Annotated in this window: 19 protein-coding genes and 1 riboswitch; of the genes, 12 read left to right on the forward strand and 7 right to left on the reverse strand. The window is 35.9% G+C overall.

The annotated features are described in order from the left end of the window. The first annotated feature begins 49 nt into the window (after positions 1-49). A complete protein-coding gene (gene ypfJ, locus H9650_RS17240) occupies positions 50-901 on the forward strand; it encodes a KPN_02809 family neutral zinc metallopeptidase (RefSeq protein WP_151112855.1) in 852 nt (283 codons plus the stop codon). 129 nt (positions 902-1030) lie between these two features. On the opposite strand, the gene H9650_RS17245 is transcribed toward ypfJ, so the two are convergent. Continuing rightward, positions 1031-1591: an STM3941 family protein gene (locus H9650_RS17245; RefSeq protein ID WP_318245421.1), complete on the reverse strand. Its 561-nt coding sequence runs from the start codon at positions 1589-1591 to the stop codon at positions 1031-1033. A gap of 171 nt (positions 1592-1762) precedes the next feature. Here H9650_RS17245 and dapF point away from each other — a divergent pair, with 171 nt between their 5' ends. The 6 genes from dapF to H9650_RS17275 all read left to right on the forward strand — a co-directional run bounded on the left by dapF (position 1763) and on the right by H9650_RS17275 (position 7224). After that, positions 1763-2611: a diaminopimelate epimerase gene (gene dapF, locus H9650_RS17250; protein WP_151112846.1), complete on the forward strand. Its 849-nt coding sequence runs from the start codon at positions 1763-1765 to the stop codon at positions 2609-2611. Positions 2612-2787: 176 nt separating this feature from the next. Next, entirely contained in the window at positions 2788-3348 is a 561-nt protein-coding gene (locus H9650_RS17255) for a 3D domain-containing protein (protein WP_225216151.1), read from the forward strand. 132 nt (positions 3349-3480) lie between these two features. After that, complete coding sequence (locus H9650_RS17260; protein WP_144541236.1) at positions 3481-4032, forward strand: helix-turn-helix domain-containing protein; 552 nt, start codon at positions 3481-3483, stop codon at positions 4030-4032. 126 nt (positions 4033-4158) lie between these two features. After that, positions 4159-5427 carry a hydroxymethylglutaryl-CoA reductase, degradative gene (locus tag H9650_RS17265; RefSeq protein WP_151112842.1) on the forward strand — a complete coding sequence of 423 codons (1269 nt, stop codon included), beginning with the start codon at positions 4159-4161 and terminating at the stop codon, positions 5425-5427. Position 5428: 1 nt separating this feature from the next. Further along, entirely contained in the window at positions 5429-5872 is a 444-nt protein-coding gene (locus tag H9650_RS17270) for a hypothetical protein (protein WP_144541240.1), read from the forward strand. After that, positions 5869-7224: a tripartite tricarboxylate transporter permease gene (locus tag H9650_RS17275; protein ID WP_144541242.1), complete on the forward strand. Its 1356-nt coding sequence runs from the start codon at positions 5869-5871 to the stop codon at positions 7222-7224. The genes H9650_RS17270 and H9650_RS17275 overlap by 4 nt, the downstream gene beginning before the upstream one ends. A gap of 96 nt (positions 7225-7320) precedes the next feature. On the opposite strand, the gene H9650_RS17280 is transcribed toward H9650_RS17275, so the two are convergent. Then, a complete protein-coding gene (locus tag H9650_RS17280) occupies positions 7321-7701 on the reverse strand; it encodes an SET domain-containing protein (RefSeq protein ID WP_144541244.1) in 381 nt (126 codons plus the stop codon). Positions 7702-7788: 87 nt separating this feature from the next. After that, positions 7789-8418, reverse strand: a complete 630-nt coding sequence (locus H9650_RS17285; RefSeq protein WP_154309997.1) for an NUDIX hydrolase — start codon at positions 8416-8418, stop codon at positions 7789-7791. 108 nt (positions 8419-8526) lie between these two features. On the opposite strand from H9650_RS17285, the gene H9650_RS17290 reads away from it, so the two are divergent. Further along, positions 8527-9321: a polysaccharide deacetylase family protein gene (locus H9650_RS17290; protein WP_191697749.1), complete on the forward strand. Its 795-nt coding sequence runs from the start codon at positions 8527-8529 to the stop codon at positions 9319-9321. 768 nt (positions 9322-10089) lie between these two features. Here the strand turns inward: H9650_RS17290 and H9650_RS17295 are convergent. The 3 genes from H9650_RS17295 to H9650_RS17305 form a co-directional block, all read right to left on the reverse strand. Continuing rightward, the gene (locus tag H9650_RS17295; protein ID WP_191697751.1) at positions 10090-11301 is read right to left on the reverse strand and encodes a hypothetical protein; all 1212 of its coding nucleotides are present in this window, start codon (positions 11299-11301) and stop codon (positions 10090-10092) included. Continuing rightward, positions 11294-11809, reverse strand: a complete 516-nt coding sequence (locus H9650_RS17300; protein WP_151112836.1) for a sigma-70 family RNA polymerase sigma factor — start codon at positions 11807-11809, stop codon at positions 11294-11296. The genes H9650_RS17295 and H9650_RS17300 overlap by 8 nt, the downstream gene beginning before the upstream one ends. A gap of 317 nt (positions 11810-12126) precedes the next feature. Then, a complete protein-coding gene (locus H9650_RS17305) occupies positions 12127-13095 on the reverse strand; it encodes a tRNA dihydrouridine synthase (RefSeq protein WP_191697752.1) in 969 nt (322 codons plus the stop codon). A gap of 540 nt (positions 13096-13635) precedes the next feature. Next, a riboswitch (PreQ1 riboswitch) is annotated at positions 13636-13680 on the forward strand. A 6-nt stretch (positions 13681-13686) separates the two neighbouring features. Between H9650_RS17305 and H9650_RS17310 the strand changes: the two genes are divergently transcribed. The 4 genes from H9650_RS17310 to H9650_RS17325 all read left to right on the forward strand — a co-directional run bounded on the left by H9650_RS17310 (position 13687) and on the right by H9650_RS17325 (position 17425). Beyond that, positions 13687-14178: a QueT transporter family protein gene (locus H9650_RS17310; protein ID WP_191697753.1), complete on the forward strand. Its 492-nt coding sequence runs from the start codon at positions 13687-13689 to the stop codon at positions 14176-14178. Between the two features lie 213 nt (positions 14179-14391). Continuing rightward, entirely contained in the window at positions 14392-14877 is a 486-nt protein-coding gene (locus H9650_RS17315; protein WP_191697754.1) for a DUF4358 domain-containing protein, read from the forward strand. Positions 14878-14883: 6 nt separating this feature from the next. After that, positions 14884-16269 carry an MBOAT family O-acyltransferase gene (locus H9650_RS17320; RefSeq protein ID WP_191697756.1) on the forward strand — a complete coding sequence of 462 codons (1386 nt, stop codon included), beginning with the start codon at positions 14884-14886 and terminating at the stop codon, positions 16267-16269. A 13-nt stretch (positions 16270-16282) separates the two neighbouring features. Next, positions 16283-17425, forward strand: a complete 1143-nt coding sequence (locus tag H9650_RS17325; RefSeq protein ID WP_191697758.1) for a DHHW family protein — start codon at positions 16283-16285, stop codon at positions 17423-17425. A gap of 270 nt (positions 17426-17695) precedes the next feature. On the opposite strand, the gene H9650_RS17330 is transcribed toward H9650_RS17325, so the two are convergent. Then, positions 17696-18673, reverse strand: a complete 978-nt coding sequence (locus H9650_RS17330; RefSeq protein WP_144541264.1) for a ring-cleaving dioxygenase — start codon at positions 18671-18673, stop codon at positions 17696-17698. Positions 18674-18775: the final 102 nt, after the last annotated feature.

An 18775-nucleotide genomic window follows, 5' to 3' on the forward strand; every position in this document is an offset into this window, starting at 1 on the left:
GCTAAATGGGTATAAGAATATAGAAGAATTTAAATAGGCGGTGAAGGGTATGAAATATAGAGGTCGTACACGGAGTTCAAACGTAGAGGACCGTCGTGGAATGAGTGGCGGAAAAGCAATAGCTGGCATTGGCGGTGGTTTCGGATTAATTATAGTACTATTAGTTACGCTACTCGGAGGAAATCCCGATGAGCTGTTAGGAAATTTAGGCGGTAACGAAACAACTAACAGCTCGGTTCCTTATGAGGAAACTGAAGAGGAAAAAGAGCTTGTTGAATTTGTTTCGGTTGTATTAGCAGACACAGAAAAGGTATGGACAAAAATCTTTCAAGAAAACGGACTTAAATATGAGGAACCAACACTTGTTTTATATACGAATAGTGTAAATTCTGCCTGTGGAACAGCTGGTGCTTCTGTAGGTCCGTTTTATTGTCCGGGTGATCAAAAGCTTTACATAGACTTAAGCTTCTACAAGGAGCTTCAAACGCAGTTCAATGCCCCAGGAGATTTTGCAATGGCATACGTTATAGCGCATGAGGTTGGACACCATGTTCAAACCCTTCTAGGTAAAAGCAATGAGCTATCCTCCCTTAGACAAGAGTTAAGTGAAGAGGAATACAATCAATATTCTGTTCGCTTCGAGCTGCAGGCTGATTATTACTCAGGGGTTTGGGCAAAGCATGCTCAAGGAATGGATTTACTAGAAGAGGGCGATTTAGAGGAAGCACTGACTGCAGCTAGTGCCGTTGGAGACGACACTATTCAAAAAAGAGCTCGTGGCTATGTGGTACCTGAAAGCTTCACCCATGGAACATCAGAACAGCGGAAGAAATGGTTCTATAAAGGCTTTGAAAATGGAACAATTAAAGGTGGAGACACATTTAGTGTTAAAACTCCATAAATAAAATTCAAGTGCGTTTTCCCCAAGTAAGTAAATGGAGAAAAGATAAACGTGACGTACCTTTCTTTTCTCCATTTGACTTCAGAGGGTAGGTTCTTATATGATAGCCTCATTTGAGTCTTTAAAATATTATGACCTGACTGTTTCTACATCAACTTCTGGTAATTGCTTTAAATATGCTAAGTAAAAATCGCTCATCACTTGTAGCAACTCTTCTATTGTTACACCTTTTGCTGTTGATATATTAATATTAATATGACCAGAGCCTAATCTTAGGTTAGCACGTATAGCCCCTCTTTTAATGGAAGGCAGTGATTCTATGTAAGCATCTCCATCAAATAAGTGTACTGTAATAAAGGACTGTCCTGATATCGAGAAAATACCTATTTCTCTAACACCTCCCCATTCCACAAGTTGCTTACTAGCAATCGCTGAAGAAAAATCATAAAATCCTTCCTCATTTACAACGACTAATTTTTTCCCTACGATTAGTTGCTTGATAATAAAGCCCAAGCAAAAGCCAAAAAATATTGTCCCTATACCACCAATTCCCATAAGGACTAACTTTTGAAAATTATCCTCTTCGAAACTTGTAATAAGAAGAAATACACAAGTCACAACCATCAGAATTCCCATCAAAACAAACATTAACTGTTTTCTTTTACTTTGATAAACGACAAACTCTTTAATACGAGCACTCCCCTTTCAAATTATCTAATTAACCATATTGGTTATTTTATTCAAATTACCTAAAATATACAATATGAACATTTTACATAAAATGAATATACCAGTCATGTTGACCACTTAACTTCCTCAAACTTATAATAGAACAAATCACAACTGGAAGAAGGCTAAAAAATGATGATACCTTTTACGAAAATGCATGGCTGTGGAAATGATTACATTTATATCAATTGCTTTGAAAATAAAATAGAAAATCCCGAAGCATTAAGCAAGGATATTTCCAATCGTCATTTTGGCATAGGCGGAGATGGAATTGTTTTAATATGCCCTTCTGATGTGGCAGATGCAAAAATGCGGATGTTCAATATAGATGGCAGTGAAGGGAAAATGTGCGGAAATGCCATCCGTTGTGTAGCGAAATATGTGTATGACAACGACATCGTACGAAAAGAAACTCTTCATATAGAAACACTGAGCGGATTGAAAAAGATTGAATTACATATAGAGAATGGGAAAATGAAGTCTGCTACTGTAGATATGGGGCAGGCCATATTAGAACCTTTCAATATCCCTATTGTAGTCAAGGACCAGACTATGCAGGTTAATTATCCAATCACCATTGAAGATCATACGTATTCTATAACCCCAGTATCTATGGGCAATCCCCATGGTGTAATATTCAGTGACGACATTCACCTACTAGACCTCCCAACTATTGGACCAAAATTTGAACATCACCCTATGTTTCCAGAGGGTGTGAATACTGAGTTTATTCAAATCGAGAATCGAAATGTTATACAAATGCGAGTTTGGGAGCGCGGAAGTGGAGAAACTTTGGCATGCGGAACAGGAGCTTGTGCAGCAGTGGTTGCTTCTGTGTTAAATGGATATTGCGATAAAAATACTGATATCCATGTCAAACTAATAGGCGGAGAACTGATTATTCGTTATACAGCTGACACTGTATACATGACCGGTCCTGCTACTACTGTATTCACCGGTCTTATTGACTGGTCGAAATAATGAATAAGACCTATTAGATGTACTCGGCAAAAAGGTTTGGTAGCATGTTTTTTCCGTTTTTTATATTTTTACTGAAAATACTGTCAATTGTAATGATAATGGTAATCCCTTGTAATACACTTGTAACATTCAACTGATACTATATGTTTAGACTAAATAGCAGGGGGATAGTGTATTTGAAGAAAATATTAGGATCACTTATCATTACAATAGTACTATTGGTCAGTGGAGTAAATGTTGCTTTCGCAGCAACAACAACTCACACAGTAAAAAAAGGAGAAACATTATACAAAATTTCTAAGACATATAAAGTTTCTATTAAAAACTTAAAAACATGGAATAACTTAACTACAGACGATATTAAGCTAAACCAGAAACTATCAATAACTCCTACATCTAAAGAAAAATCCAAAACACCTTCTAGAACTAATACTAGTGATAAAGTAGTAAAGGAATTCACGGTGTCAGCAAGTGCATTTACTGCCAAGTGTAATGGTTGTACAGGAATAACTAGCTCTGGTATCAATCTTAAGAAGAACCCAGACGTTAAAGTCATAGCTGTTGACCCAGATGTAATTCCGATTGGAACTAAAGTTCACGTGGAGGGCTATGGTTACGCTGTAGCAGGCGATACCGGATCAGCCATTAAAGGAAATAAAATCGACGTATTTTTCTCGACTACAAGTGAAGCTTATAAATGGGGACGTAAAAACGTAACAATAAAAATATTAGAATAGTTAATGTAGCCAGCTTCTCACAATAGAAGCTGGTTTTTCTATTTATACAATTCAATTAATAGGTACGCCCTCTCATATTAAGTTGTTATACTTAAAAAGAGTTTCATTATAATCCAGGAGAAGGTGCCTAATATGAATAGTAAAGATATAGGAAAGAAAATAAAAAGTGTTCGCTCAAAGAAAAAAATGACTCAACAAGTTTTAGCTGATTTAGCTGGGATTACTAAGAGTCATATATCAAAAATTGAAAACGGCTTAACTACCCCAACTCTAGTAACCCTTTCTAACATAGCAAAAGCCCTTGATAGTCCTACTTCTTGGTTTATCGAGCAAGAGGAACATGGGGAGTTATCTATTGTTCGAAAAGATAAACGTGAAGCAATAGATGAGAAGAATGAGATCGGATATGAATATGAATTACTTGCCAACAAAAAAAATATGAGCATAATCAGCCCAACTATCGTAACTGTTTTACCAGGAGCCGAAAACATAGAACCCTACATACATGAAAACGATGAATTTATCTTCATCCTTACAGGTTCAATCCATCTACTTTACGATGGAACAAAGTATGAAATGACAGCTGGTGACTCAGCATATTTCTCTGGGAAAAAGCCGCATATTTTTCTTTCAAACAGTAAAAGCCATACAACAGTCTTAACAGTTTACGTTGAAAACCAATGAAATAAATTATTATAAAAATTCAGAACAAATAGCATATTAACTTTACAAAAGATATATATTATTATACATTGAGTATAATGCCATTCAACTTTGTTGAATGGAAGTATATTGAAAGGGGAGTTTTATATGTCTAGTTCTAGAATAAGGGGTTTTTATCAATTAACGTTAGAAGAAAGGTTAGAAATCGTTATACATAATAAGGGGTTAACAGATGAGGAAACAAATATACTCACTGGTAATAAAGCATTTCCTATGGCGTTAGCTGATTCTATGGTTGAAAATGTTATCGGTCAATTTAGTATTCCCTTGGGAGTAGCAGCTAATTTCAAAATAAATGGAAACGACGTTTTTGTCCCAATGGCTACAGAAGAGCCTTCTGTAATAGCTGCTGCAAGTAATGCTGCTCGAGCTGCTTATGATTTAGGAGGGTTCTTTACTTCTTCGACAGGAACTATCATGCGGGGACAAATTCAAGTACTGGATATATTAGATCCACACGGAGCTAAAGCCAGAATCTATGAGAATAAAGAAGAAATACTAGCTAACTGTAATCTGCAAGATCCAACATTAGTAAAATTAGGAGGCGGAGCAAAGGATTTAGAGGTTCATCTTATAAATACAGTAAGAGAAACTATGCTTGTAATACATTTAATCGTAGACACTAAAGATGCCATGGGAGCCAATGCGGTTAACACAATGGCTGAGGCTGTCTCTCCCCTAATAGAAAAAATTACAGGAGGACGTGTCGTATTAAAAATAATTACTAACCTCGCGGATAAACGTTTAATTAGAGCAAGAGGTGTGTTCTCTGCAGAGTCTCTTGGAGGACCTGAAGTAGTGAAAAACATTGTAAGCGCTTACGAATTTGCTGATGCTGATCCTTATAGAGCCGCAACTCATAATAAAGGGATAATGAATGGAATCACCTCTGTTGTTCTAGCAACTGGCAACGATACTAGAGCAGTCGAAGCTGGCGCTCATTCTTATGCTGCCAGATCTGGAAGATATCGTTCTTTAACAACATGGGAGATGAATGAGGAAGGAAATTTAGTAGGTTCTATAGAACTTCCCATGGCAGTTGGAATAATTGGTGGTGCTACAAAAACACATCCAGTAGCTAAAGCTGCTTTAAAAATAATGAATGTAACATCTGCTGTTGAACTGGCCGGTATCATAGCTTCTGTTGGTTTAGCGGAAAATGCAGCCAGCTTAAGAGCTTTATCAGCAGAAGGAATTCAAACTGGTCATATGCGCCTTCATGCTAAAAACCTAGCCGTAATGGCAGGAGCAAGAAAAGAAAATATTGATTTAATAGTTCAAAAAGCCGTTAATGAAAAAGATTTACGTTACGATCGTATCTTGCAAATAACTGAAGAAATTCAAAAGGAGGGTTAGAATGGACAATAAAAATAAGGCTAGTTTAGTAGATGAGCACATCAATGTGAAATTCGTTGAGATATTAGGGGATACCATCTCAGGTAAACAACTCATTTTTTCTATTATTCTTAGTGTTTTTGTTAGTCTAGGTGGATATAAATTAGGACAATATATTTTCCCTAAATTTGCTGAAGCTCAAATGGTCAACTCTTACTCTCTTTTGTTAGGCATCGCAGGTACTGTCACAATATTAATCGTTAATTCTGCCGTATTTAGACCTAAGCGTATTCTTGTGGAGGATGAGGTATCTTCTGAAAATTTAAGAGAAGTTTTTCAAGACCTTCAACTGGATTATGAAGAAGAATTGCGCTTAATAGAACAAGATCCTGTTACTAAAAAGGAATTGGAAGAGCTCGGAGTTCTCTCTAATTTTAACAATGCTCACAGGGAGGATCACAAATGAGTATTTATTTAGTTGCACTTTTATTTGCCTTACTTGGAGCAATTGTATTTTCCGTAATTGGTTTAATATCTGGGACTGATGAAACGGCAATTATGGTCCCTATTACATTGCTTGTAATTCTTTTAGGTGCCCCTCCCGAAGGTGTGTTTGCATTCTTTATGGCAGCAGTTTTATCCAAACATCTCACACACGCAGTTCCCACTGCTTTAATGGGAATTCCAGGTGATACAACAGCCGTACCGTTAATAGATCATGCGAATACTTTAAGACGTATGGGTATGCCTCATATAGCTTTACGTAAAATGATTTCTGGCGGTATCATCGGTGCCTTTATCGCATTACCTACTGCTGTTTTGCTTGGACAATTTTTGGGTCAATTTGCCGACTTCTTTAAATCTTCTTCTGGCCTAATTTTTACAATAGCCGCTTTCTTGATTGCCTATTTTTCAAAGGGTAAATGGGCCAGTGTTTTATTAATCATACCTTTTGCATTTTTTATCAAGAGTTTAGATACATTAAGTTTTTCCATATTAGATAAGCATCTATCGATTACTTTTTTCTTAGGGATTGCGATTGGCCCTATGTTATCTGATATTTTAATAGCAGCATCTTCTAGTGCTCGAAAAAGTCTTCAAAGAGATAAAGCCAATGAATATCATTTAGCACCAGAAACAAAGTCCTGGAAAGGTTATTTTCCAAATCCATTTAAAATACTTACAGGAAGACAGACCATATTTACTTCTATCACCACATTTTTATCGTCATTAACATTTGTATTTAGCCCTGTAGGAATGACATCGTTAATGGGAGAAATAGTCGGATCTCGAACGAAGGGTGCCTACAAAAAATCAACTACAAGTCTGACAGTTATGAATGGGGTAACCGAATCTACTTATATCGCAGAAGCTATTATTCCTTTAATAGCATTTGGTATTCCATTAAGTCCAGTGGCATTAGGACCAGCTTCTCCGTTATTCAATGCACCACCAGTGTTTACAGTAGAGCCTATTAATAACTTGCATACCTATTTAACTTCATGGGAATTTTTTATTTTTGGTCTAATAGGAATTACTGTTGCTTCTTTAATCGCTTATCCATTTTCTATGAATTATGCGCGTAAAGCATCTGTATTAGTTTTAAAATATGTTAGTCAAGAAGCGATTGTTGCTATGTTTATTGGGCTGGCATGTCTACTGGCTTATCATGAAGCACAACTCTTAGGAATTGTACTAACATTAACTGTTGCTACTGTTGGTGGTCTATTAAATCGTATTTTAGGTATTGGTGCTGGAGTACAATTTATGGTATTTTACGCTTCTAGCTGGATTATACTTCAACTGTTTGGTTTCTAATTACAAATGCCCATCCAACTTCACATAGAGCTGGATGGGCATTTTATGAACTAATTAAGGTTGATTTTTGATTTGAGTTAATTTCTAACGGATTTCTTAAGATTCCTTATTAAACCAAAGTTCATCTTTGTCATCAACATCACCATTATAATTAATGAGAATCTCATCACCGGCTTTAATATCCGTAAAAGCAAAGAAGTCAAATGTGTGATTTCTAAAATTAATCTCATATGTAGCATTAGGTTCATACGAATGGTTGAATAGCATTCCATAGCCTAAAAGAATGGCAGATTTACCTATCCCATACTCAAAAGCGTAATCACCTATTATAGTTTGCTCAATGTATTGATGCTGTTCGTTTGGATAGGCAATGACAGGTGCTTCATGTAAAAGCTCTCCTTTTTTGATATCGCGCGTAGCAAATACCCCTCTATTGAATTCTCCATTACTTAATGGAGATGTTTTTACTTCTATCATGTTGTTCTCCTTCTCATCTTTAAAAATTTCTATTTAACTGTAACATTAATTTGAACAATGGGCTCCTTTTATTTATAAAAAGCCAAACTACTCCCTCTCTAACAATTCGTCTATCCCCTTAATAATTGCTTCAAAATAAGCTGAAGGATGAGGTACAAAGCTTTCTTTTCCTACAGTTCTTATGTAGGAACTACTATTACCTTGATCATCAAATTTTACTCCTTCAACTTTTATTTCGTCTTCTCTTCCCCTCCATAGGTCTGCAAAAGCACGAAATTCTGTCCGGACAATTCCTGCTACTTCCTCTAATTGAGGGTTGAACTCATCTAAAGATGGAAAACTTCTATAAACAAAAGTATGAGCAAATTCCCTATCAATTAGCTTATCTGAAATGATGGTGTAACCAATAACTCCTATAGAATTGAGTTGATGAAAAGGAACTTTAATACCTAGCTCCTCCTCCACTTCCCGGATGCCATCCTCCACTGTTTCATTGGATAGGATATGACCGGCTGCTGTAATATCCAATAGGCTGGGATAATCTTTTTTAGCATCACTTCGAAGTTGCAAATATATGTAATTCTCACCATGGTCACTCCCTATAAACCAACAGTGAAATGTCTCATGCCAATGCCCCAGCTTATGTATTTCCTCTCGTGTTGCTACTCCTACGAAATTTTTATCCTCATCAAATATCTTCAAAAGTTCATCTTCCATATAAACACTTCCTTATATTAAATACACTTTTTTCTTCTAAATAGACTCTCTACTGAGTATATATAAATAATGCAGTCATGGAAAATTCGAAGAAAATAGGTGATTTTTATGAGAAAGCTTTTATTGCTCTTCTGTGTATCGTTGCTAATAAGCGCTCTAACGTTTCCAACGTTGAGTATTGCTGCTTCAGACCACAAGGTGGTAGAAAAACATATAAATAGATTATTAGAACGAAAAAAGGTGACTGCTCCAACTCCAGCACCTGCTCCAAGCTCTAAAGCTAACGTTTACCTAACCTTTGATGATGGTCCTAACAAATTCACGACTACCCATAACAGTATATTAAAGAAATATAATGTCAATGGAACATTCTTTTTTTTAGGAAAGCATATGAAAGACAATGAGGCAATTGTGAAGGCGGTTGCTAGCGATGGGCACTATATTGGAACACATAGTATGACCCACGATAAAGAAAAGGTATATAAAAATGCTCAAGCATTTATTGATGAGATTAATAGCGGTGTAAGTCTCATTGATCAGATGACTGGACACAGCTCTAAGCTTATACGTGTACCTTATGGCAGTAAGCCACATCTAACTACTCCTATGAAAGAAAAATTGAAACAACAGCATTATAAACTATGGGATTGGGATGTAGACTCTAACGATTGGAGATACAAGGATGAGGAATTTCAAGAAATAATAACAAATGTTCAAACAGAAGTGGAGAAGGCATATAAATCTGGAGATCAAGACATTATAGTACTACTACATGATCGAAGCCAGACGACAAAGGCACTTCCATCCATTATTGAATGGCTCCAGAAGGAAGGCTATACGCTGAAAACCTATCAGGAGGACCAGCATGTCGTACAGAATTTCTTTCGCGATGAAACTTTATGAAACTTTAGAACATAAGGATTTTATGTCTTTTAACTTTTATAAAAACACATAATAAACGAAACGGGACCGTCAGTATTTTTACTTAAAATTCTGTCGGTCCTAGTTTTAGTGAGTAGACATTTTATATATTAATAGCCATAAGGACGGTTGAACGGTGGGTTGTAGTATGGATAACGATAGTATGGTGGGTATGGTGGGTAAATTGGAAAGAACGGGAATATAGGGAAAAACGGGTATTGATAACGTGGGCGTCGTCTTCTGCGGCGTCTCCCATAACTGTCATAACCGTATTCATAGTCATCATCATCATATCGATCGTAATTAAATTGTGTCATTATTTTTTCCTCCTTTTGATCTCGATTTAGGTTATGCTTTGTAAGGATTTACCGTCTGTGCATTCGCCCACATTAAAAAATACTAAACTTCAATTTTACAACAAGTAGAATTATAAAAAAAAGACACCTAAATCGAATTAGGTGTCTTTTATAAATTAACTTGTAAATAGAAAATTACATTTAAAAGTATCAAGATATTTATCTACTTACTTACTAAATTTCTTCTTAAACTCTATAGTTGGTTTCTTTATCATTCTCCTTCCTAGTATCAAATTATGTCCATACGCATTCCAATATAAACTCAATTACTATAAAAATAGACCATTGAAATAATGATCATGTTTAACTAAAGCACCCTTTGTTTAATAAGTGAAATTAGTTTATAGCACGATTCATATTGGACTACTTTGTTAGATAAGTTAGCAGTAAATAACTATCGAATTGAGCCCGAAAATTCAATCTGTTTACTATTTAATTTATTAACCCATTCACTATCATTCCAAATATTCGGGTTGTCAATTGTTAGATTTTCTCCACGTACCATGAAATCATAACTATCTTTTGCATCCGTATACCAATCAACAATGACTAATTTGCCGTTTACATTGCGTACGAGAAATTCAGTGGGCTCACCATAACTACCTACAATATTTTTAATTTCCGTAGGTAATTTTAAATAGAGAACCCCCCCATCTGCGTCATCAGTATACTCCACTTCCCAATCCGCTCCCCGAGTGCCAATATCAACACTCTTCACCGAATCATCAGTCAGATCGTTCGTTGAATACATGTCAAATTGGTATTGAATTTTCTTTTGCGTATACTGTTTCAGATTTTCGTTATCAATAAATGCACCCAATTCAATATCCGAGCCGTTCCATACCGCTTTATAATAGTCAGTCAGCACTCTCTTACACATTTCATATGCCGCTTCAGAATCCAGAATAGATAGTTCTTCTTCATTTTTAGCTACATATTCGGGGGAATCCTGTAATATACGTTCTGCTTCAATAAAATCTGGATTTTCCATAATTTCTGGTGCTGCATATGTTAGATATAAATAGAGGTCTTTATTTGGAACTGATGTAGTTGCTTTTAATATGTGATTAGTCTCTTTAGAATATATAAAACGATCATGGTCACCTAGATCAGAAGATCCAACTTTAAAACCATCATAATTATTAAATAACTTATAGAAATAATTTTTATCTACTTTCATAAATATAATCAGTTCTACTTTATCTTGATAAATATAGAATCTCATATTATCTTCGTAAACCATGACGTAATCAGACCCACTTCCGTCCTCATGTTCTTTAGTATAATTTTCACCAAAGATTTTAATAACCTGTGATTGTGGATCACCTAATGTGATTCCCTGTAGATAAAGCATACCTTGTTCATTGGAGATTGCGGGCTGTGACAACCCAATATGTTGTTCAGCTGTAGAAGGAACATTTTCAGTCCGTACTTCGTTTAATACAAAAATCATCAATGACATGGTTAGAATAGTGGCTATTACTACATACCGCCATTTATTTTTTACTGAACCTGAATTGTTTTCAATCGCACTTTCTACATTTTGTATGACACGTTTCTTACTTTCCGTTAAATTTTTTATTTTTGGAGGAATAAAGTCATTCATTTAAAAACACCTCCCATTCAATTTCTTTCAGTTGCCTTCTTAAAAGTTCTCTGCCACGACTTATGCGAGTTTTTACTGTACTTTCTGGGAGAGATAAAACATGCGCTATTTCTGAAATGGACCATTCATTAAAATAAAAATGAATGAGAACCTCCCGATGTTTTAAAGGCAAACCAAGGATGGCGTCTCCAATTATTGCTTGCTCATCTTTTCTAACTAGTTCATCCCTGCTCTCTTTACCTTCTTGTGGAAAAAATTTATTTTGAAGCAGAATTTTTTTATACGCCCAACTCTTCAAGTAATCCTTGCTTTTGTTAACAGTCATTTTTGTTAGATAAGCCTTCATTTCACCGCGTTCTTCATAATTATTCTGCTGATGATAAAACTTAATGAATATTTCTTGTACAATATCTTCTGCCGCTTGAAGATCCTTCACGTATCCATAAGCTAAGCGTATTAATGGCTCTGTATATTGAAGCATTAACTCTCTTAAATCATTTATCGACAAACTGCTCGCAACTCCTTTCACTATATTAAACGACTCTCAGACCACTAAAGTTTGTTTTTTCTAAAAAAACTGATTATTTTTTAAACTCATAGCTTCAGTTAAGATAATTCCGTGTATCACCTTACAACTCAAAGAAAAAAGAACGAATTTCCTCTTTGGAAATTCGTTCTTTTTAAACTAATTCACTTAACCACTTAGTGATAAGTGTAGATGAATGCATACATATGCTGGTGTATTCGCTATCGTATTCATTTCTGTACTTTAACAGCGTAGTATGTTGTTATTTATTTGTAGTTATATCATTCTACCATTTGTCATCAATCAGCATTGTTTGATTCAAAGTTATTGAGCAATGCTCGCACTTCATCAGTTGACTTTGTGTTCATCAATTGATTTCTTAATTCACTTGCCCCTCGGAATCCTTTGACATATATTTTGAAAAAGCGATGCAGAGCTGTGATTGAACGTGGCAATTCTGCTGAATATTGATCTTGAAGATCCAGTTGCAATCTTAGAAGATCAAGATATTCCGAAGTACTATGTTCTTTCGGCTCTTTTTCGAAAGCAAAAGGATTTTTGAAAATACCACGCCCAATCATAACCCCATCAACGCCATATTGTTCAACGAGCTTAAGGCCAGTTTGTCGGTCAGGAATGTCTCCATTGATTGTTAATAGCGTATTTGGTGCCACTTGGTCACGTAATTTCTTGATTTCTGGAATCAGCTCCCAATGGGCATCTACTTGGCTCATTTCCTTTCTTGTACGCAGATGGATAGAAAGATTAGCTATGTCTTGTTTCAATATATGTGTTAGCCAATCCTGCCACTCTTCTACCTCCGTGTAACCAATCCTTGTCTTCACACTAACCGGCAAACCTCCCGCTTTTGCTGCTTGTATAATTTCTGCAGCGACATCCGGGCGTAAGATAAGGCCGCTTCCCTTCCCTCTAGTTGCCACATTTGGTACTGGGCAGCCCATATTAATATCTACGCCTTTAAAGCCTAGCTCGGCCATACCAATACTCATTTGTCGGAAATGTTCAGGCTTATCTCCCCATATATGTGCAACCATTGGCTGTTCGTCCTCTGTAAAAATCAATCGTCCACGAACACTTTTCTGTCCCTCTGGATGACAATAGCTCTCCGTGTTTGTAAACTCTGTAAAAAACACATCCGGTCTACCAGCTTTACTTACTACATGTCGAAAAACAACATCCGTCACATCTTCCATTGGTGCTAGTACAAAAAATGGTCGCGGTAAATCACGCCAAAAATTATCATTCATATTGAAATTCAAATCCTCTCATTATGCATTACGGGATAAAATGCTTCTACTTTTTTAACATATATCTCATGTTAAATCAATTAAATTTTAGTTTATAATAGTTAACCAAACTAACCCTTAAATTGTGCGTAATGAATATGGCAATTCAAGGGATGTCAATTAAGTCATTATTATAGTATAACCTAGCTTATTTAATTTATCTTCACACAGGTTTCCTGATCCACTAGAAACGAACATTTGTCACTTTGTTGATTGGAGTGAAAGTCGATTCCTGCGGGATGAGTGAGGCAGAAAAGACACCACAAACGGGGTACAAGCCATCGCGGAAAGTATCCGACTAGAGTGGAAATCACTTATTCTTTACTCAAAGTATATAAAAATGATTATGCTCTCTTCTATTGTTTGTGTTTTTTATAAAAAGTAGGAGTTATGAAATGGAATAACAATAAAAAAATAAGACTATTTTTCAAACTATCATTCTATTGGGACTTCTTGACATCCTACCTTTATTAGATTAATATTATGGATTGTTCGATAAATTATAACGTGGTTCGAGAACCTCCCACGTAAAAAAACTAAGGAGAAATGAATATGAAGATTAAAACGATGGCTACAAGTGGAATTATTGCAGCTTTATATGTAGCTGTATCTCTGCTAGTGGCGCCTCTTGCATTTGGTGCTTTTCAATTTCGGATATCCGAAATGTTTAATCACCTTATTGTGTTCAACAAAAAGTATTTCTTTGGAATTGTGATCGGTGTATTTATCACAAATCTATTCTCACCAATGGGTCTCTACGATTTAACCTTTGGTGTAGGTCATTCCATTCTTACACTTTCTATTAGTATATTTGTAGGAAAATTTATTAAGAGTGATCTTTGGCGGATGATTATAAATACGCTTATATTTACCTTCACTATGTTTATTATAGCCATTGAGCTTCATTTATATTTTGACTTGCCGGCCTCTATCTTTTCATACACCTGGTATACTGTTGCTCTAGGCGAATTTGTCGTGATGGCAATAGGTATTCCATTAATGCTTGCATTAAATAAGCGTTTAAAATTTAAGGAACTTCTATAAATTTAACCTTACAGTGACCCAAAAGTTAAACTAATAGGTTAAAGCAACTACCAAGACCTAAGTTCAGTATTTTACTGGACTTAGGTCTTTTTACTTTGCCTTCTTTCTCTATGAATTAACCTTGACTAAAAAAATTATGTAACTTAAATGAACTCCTTACGTCTAAATGCATTGACGTCAAAATTAATATAAAAAAAGGGAGTTTACATAACAATGAAAAAGATAATGAGTTTTCTTATGTTAACAATCGTATTAGGATTATTAATCGCGGGCTGTTCAAAAGATCAGTCCTCTACAATAGAACCGGAGCTATCAGCTAATGAAATGGCAGATAAAATGTTGGAGAAAGTTGAACAACCTAGTCTAATGGAATTAGAACCAGATCAAATAAAGGATTTATATAATCTAAATCCTGAGAAGCTCGAAGAATATTCGATTAGAATACCAATGATGAACGTAAAAACAAATGAAATTGCAATTTTGAAAGTAAAAGATGCTAAAGATGTACCTGACGTAGAATCAGCAATAAAACAAAGAGCAGAAAATGTACAAAAGCAATTCGAAACGTATCTTCCAGACCAATATGAGAATGCCAAAAACTATAAACTTGTTACGAAAGGCAACTATATATTATTAGTCATCTCAGAAGATGCAGACGAACTTCTAAAAGTCTACGATAGCTTTTTTGAACAAAAATAAGCCACTATGGTATTTAGTAGCTTGCTTTTCTTATTCCTGTTCCTGCCTGCCGTTCTAGCACTTTACTATTGTTCGCCAAGACGGATTAGAAATCTGATTTTGTTTTTAACTAGTCTTGTTTTCTATGCTTGGGGAGAGCCGATTTACATTGTTATTATGTTGGTGTCGACTCTGACGGATTACAGCTTCGGGTTGTTACTAGATAGACCTAATTTGACTTCTTTGAAACGCAAATGGATTGTCGCATGCTCTATTATAGTTAACCTGGCGCTGTTATCTTATTTTAAATATGCTGATTTTCTTATCCAGAATGTAAATACGTTACTTGGTACAAGTATTCCTTTAACGGATCTTCCTCTGCCCATAGGGATTTCCTTTTATACGTTCCAATCTATGTCCTACATCATAGACGTATATAGAGGGACAGCTAAAGCACAACGAAACTGGATTGACTTTGGAACGTTCGTTGCCTTATTTCCACAATTAGTTGCGGGTCCAATCGTGAAATATAGCACGATTGCTGAACAGCTCCATAAGAGAACGGAGAATATCAAAATGTTTGCGGAGGGCGTTCGGCGATTCACTATTGGGCTTGCAAAAAAGGTGTTACTTGCTAACAATATTGGATTGCTTTGGGACACCATTTCAAATACCAATCCAGATTCACTGACTGTATTAACTGCTTGGCTTGGTATTATTGCATTTGCCTTTCAAATATATTTTGATTTTAGCGGTTATTCCGACATGGCTATTGGTCTTGGCCTTATGTTTGGCTTTCGATTTAACGAGAATTTCAACAAGCCTTATATTGCTCAGAGTATAACTGACTTCTGGAGAAGATGGCATATCTCTTTGGGTAGCTGGTTTCGAGAATATGTCTACATTCCTCTTGGAGGCAATCGTCGAGGTTTAGTCATTCAAATGCGTAATATACTCATCGTTTGGCTTCTTACGGGATTTTGGCATGGAGCTAGCTGGAATTTTATCGCATGGGGTTTGTATTTCGGTGTCATTCTCCTTATGGAGAAATGGGTTGGATTGAAACTACTTTTCCGCTTACCTCGTTGGACGAGACATGTGTACGCACTAGTTCTTATTCTCATAGGGTGGGTATTATTTGTTTTTGATCAGCCTTCTTTAATACTTAGTTACTTGAGTGCCATGGCGGGATTAAATCACCAAGCGCTATGGAATAATGACACGTTGTACTTTTTTTATACAAATATAATTTTGCTTTTAATATTGATTATTGCCTCTTTACCTAAGAAGCAATGGCCAAGAAAGAATGAATTATCGTTTTTACATCTCGTTTGGTACGGATTTCTATTTTTTCTTTCCGTTTCCTATTTAGTAGATGCAACTTTTAACCCATTCTTATATTTTCGTTTTTAGGGAGGTAGAAATCATGGAGAAGAATGCAGAGAAATTATTGGTCTTAGGGTTTGTAGGAACGCTGTTTCTATTTGCTTTCTTCTTTTTTATTTTACCTAAAGAACGTTTCTCGAATTTAGAGAACAGATATTTACAAGCTACACCGCTTCTTACATGGGATAATTTATTATCTAAGCAATATGCAGAAGAGACTGAGAGTTTCGTAACAGACCACTTTCCATTTCGAGATAAATGGTTATTCATAAAATCAGCTGCAGAACAATCTAGGCTGCAGCAAGAAAATAACGGAATCTATCAAGGGAAAGATGGCTATTTATTTGAAAAATTTTTAGAGCCTGATTATACAAAGATTCAGCAATATATAGATTCGGTGAATAAATTTGCCACGAATCATCCGACAGTAGACATGACTTTCATGCTAGCGCCAACATCGATTGGTCTTTCTCCTGATCGTTTACCGTGGTTGGCACCGTCGTATTCTCAACAGAAGGTAAATGAATTTATCGGCGAGCATATGTGGAAAGGCTTAACCTTTATGAATGGCTTTGATTTCCTAGGCCCGCATGCTTCGGAATCGATTTATTATCGTACGGATCATCATTGGACGACATATGGAGCTTATTTGGCATATGTTGCATATGCAGAGCAGAAAAAGTGGGATTTCCTTTCGAAAAAAGATTTCCTAATCCAAACTGTAAGTAATTCATTTTTAGGAAGCTATCATACAAGAGGGCAGTTTGTTGGTTTATCTCCAGATGATATCCAAGTCTATATTCCTCGTGATTCCACGTCTACAAACACGTATATCGCAGATACAAATCAAACGATGACGAGTATGTACGATAACAGCTTTCTTGCCAAGAAGGATCAGTACTCCTATTTTCTTGGCGGTGTTCATGCTCTAATGACGCTTACAACCGACCTTGACTTGCAACAGATTGAACAAGAAAAGCTACTAGTCATTAAGGACTCTTATGCGCATAACGTAATTCCTTTTCTTACAAGACACGTTCCAGAAATTCATGTGATAGACATTAGATATTATAATGGCAGCATTGATGAGTATATGTCTGATAATGATATTAAAGATGTTTTGTTTTTATTCAACACTTCCACGTTGGTTGACGAACCATCTATCTTAAAACTAAATAACTAGGAAATCGGCAAATAAATTAAGTGATTTGCAATGAAAATAGTTTTATGACCGGATAAAATTTTTTATGACCGTTCACGATGGTTTTATGACCGGATAGAAAAATTTATGACCGTTCACGAAGGTTTTATGACCGGATAGAAAAATTTATGATCGTTCAACAATTTCATTGGCAAAACAAAAGACATTACCAATTTGTAGAGTAATGTCTTCCACTCGATATATATTCTAGTTTAAAAAAGTCCACTTCCAATAGGAAATGGACTTTTTACATTATTCCTTCACAAACTCAATGGTACTTCTTACTGTATCTATAGGTCTTACCATGCTTTCAATCTGAGCACGTTTCGCCTCTAAGAATGGTGGCAGTGAAAGTTTTTCTCCTAAGGTTTCGTAAGGTTCGTCACCCATAAAGCCAGGTCCATCAGTAGCAAACTCAAATAAAATGCCATTTGCCACTCTAGCATATAAAGACTGGAAGAAAAACCGATCTACAAAACCAGAAGTCTGGAATCCAAAGCTTTCCATACGCTCTGTCCACTCATCTAATACTGCTCTGTCTTCCACGCGGAATGCGGCATGGTGCACTGTTCCGAAGCCTTGACGACCTGGAGGGAGAACAACATTTTTTTCAACAATGACCTGTGCTCCATTTCCACCCTCTCCGACCTCAAACAAGTGAATATCTCCCTCTTGAGCAATCTCCTTAAAAAGTAACACTTTCTCCAAAACTTCCTTCATATAGTCAAATTGAGCAATACGAATATGAATTGGACCTAGTCCAGTAATGGCATGCTCTAATGGAATTGGTCCCTTTTGCCAAGGAGTTCCTGATTCTACGCCTTTATTATACTCGTCGGAAATTAATTGGTATTGTTGGTCGTCAAAGTCTACAAACGATAGTACCTTTACTCCGAACTGCTCTTGAATACCAGTATGCTTAACGTTTAGACGATCAAAGCGCTTCACCCAATAATCAAGGGACGCATCAGTTGGAACGCGAAAGGCTGTTTTATAAATCTCATTCGTTCCGTGGGAACCTTTTGAAATCCCCGGGAAGTCAAAGAATGTCATATCTGTTCCCGCTCCTCCTACATCATCTGCAAAGAACAAATGATACGTTTGAATGTCGTCCTGGTTAACTGTTTTCTTAACAAGTCGCATCCCTAATACATTCGTAAAAAATTTATAATTTTCTTCTGCACTACTTGTAATAGCTGTTACATGGTGCATACCTTTTAAGTGATTCATATTATACTCCTCCAGTTTTTTATCTTTAATTAATATATCTTTAATTCGAGATAATTTTATCATGTAAAAAAATAGAAGTCAATTCAAAAAGTCCGAATAGCA

The sequence above is a fragment of the Psychrobacillus faecigallinarum genome, assembly GCF_014836595.1.
GTDB lineage: Bacteria > Bacillota > Bacilli > Bacillales_A > Planococcaceae > Psychrobacillus > Psychrobacillus faecigallinarum.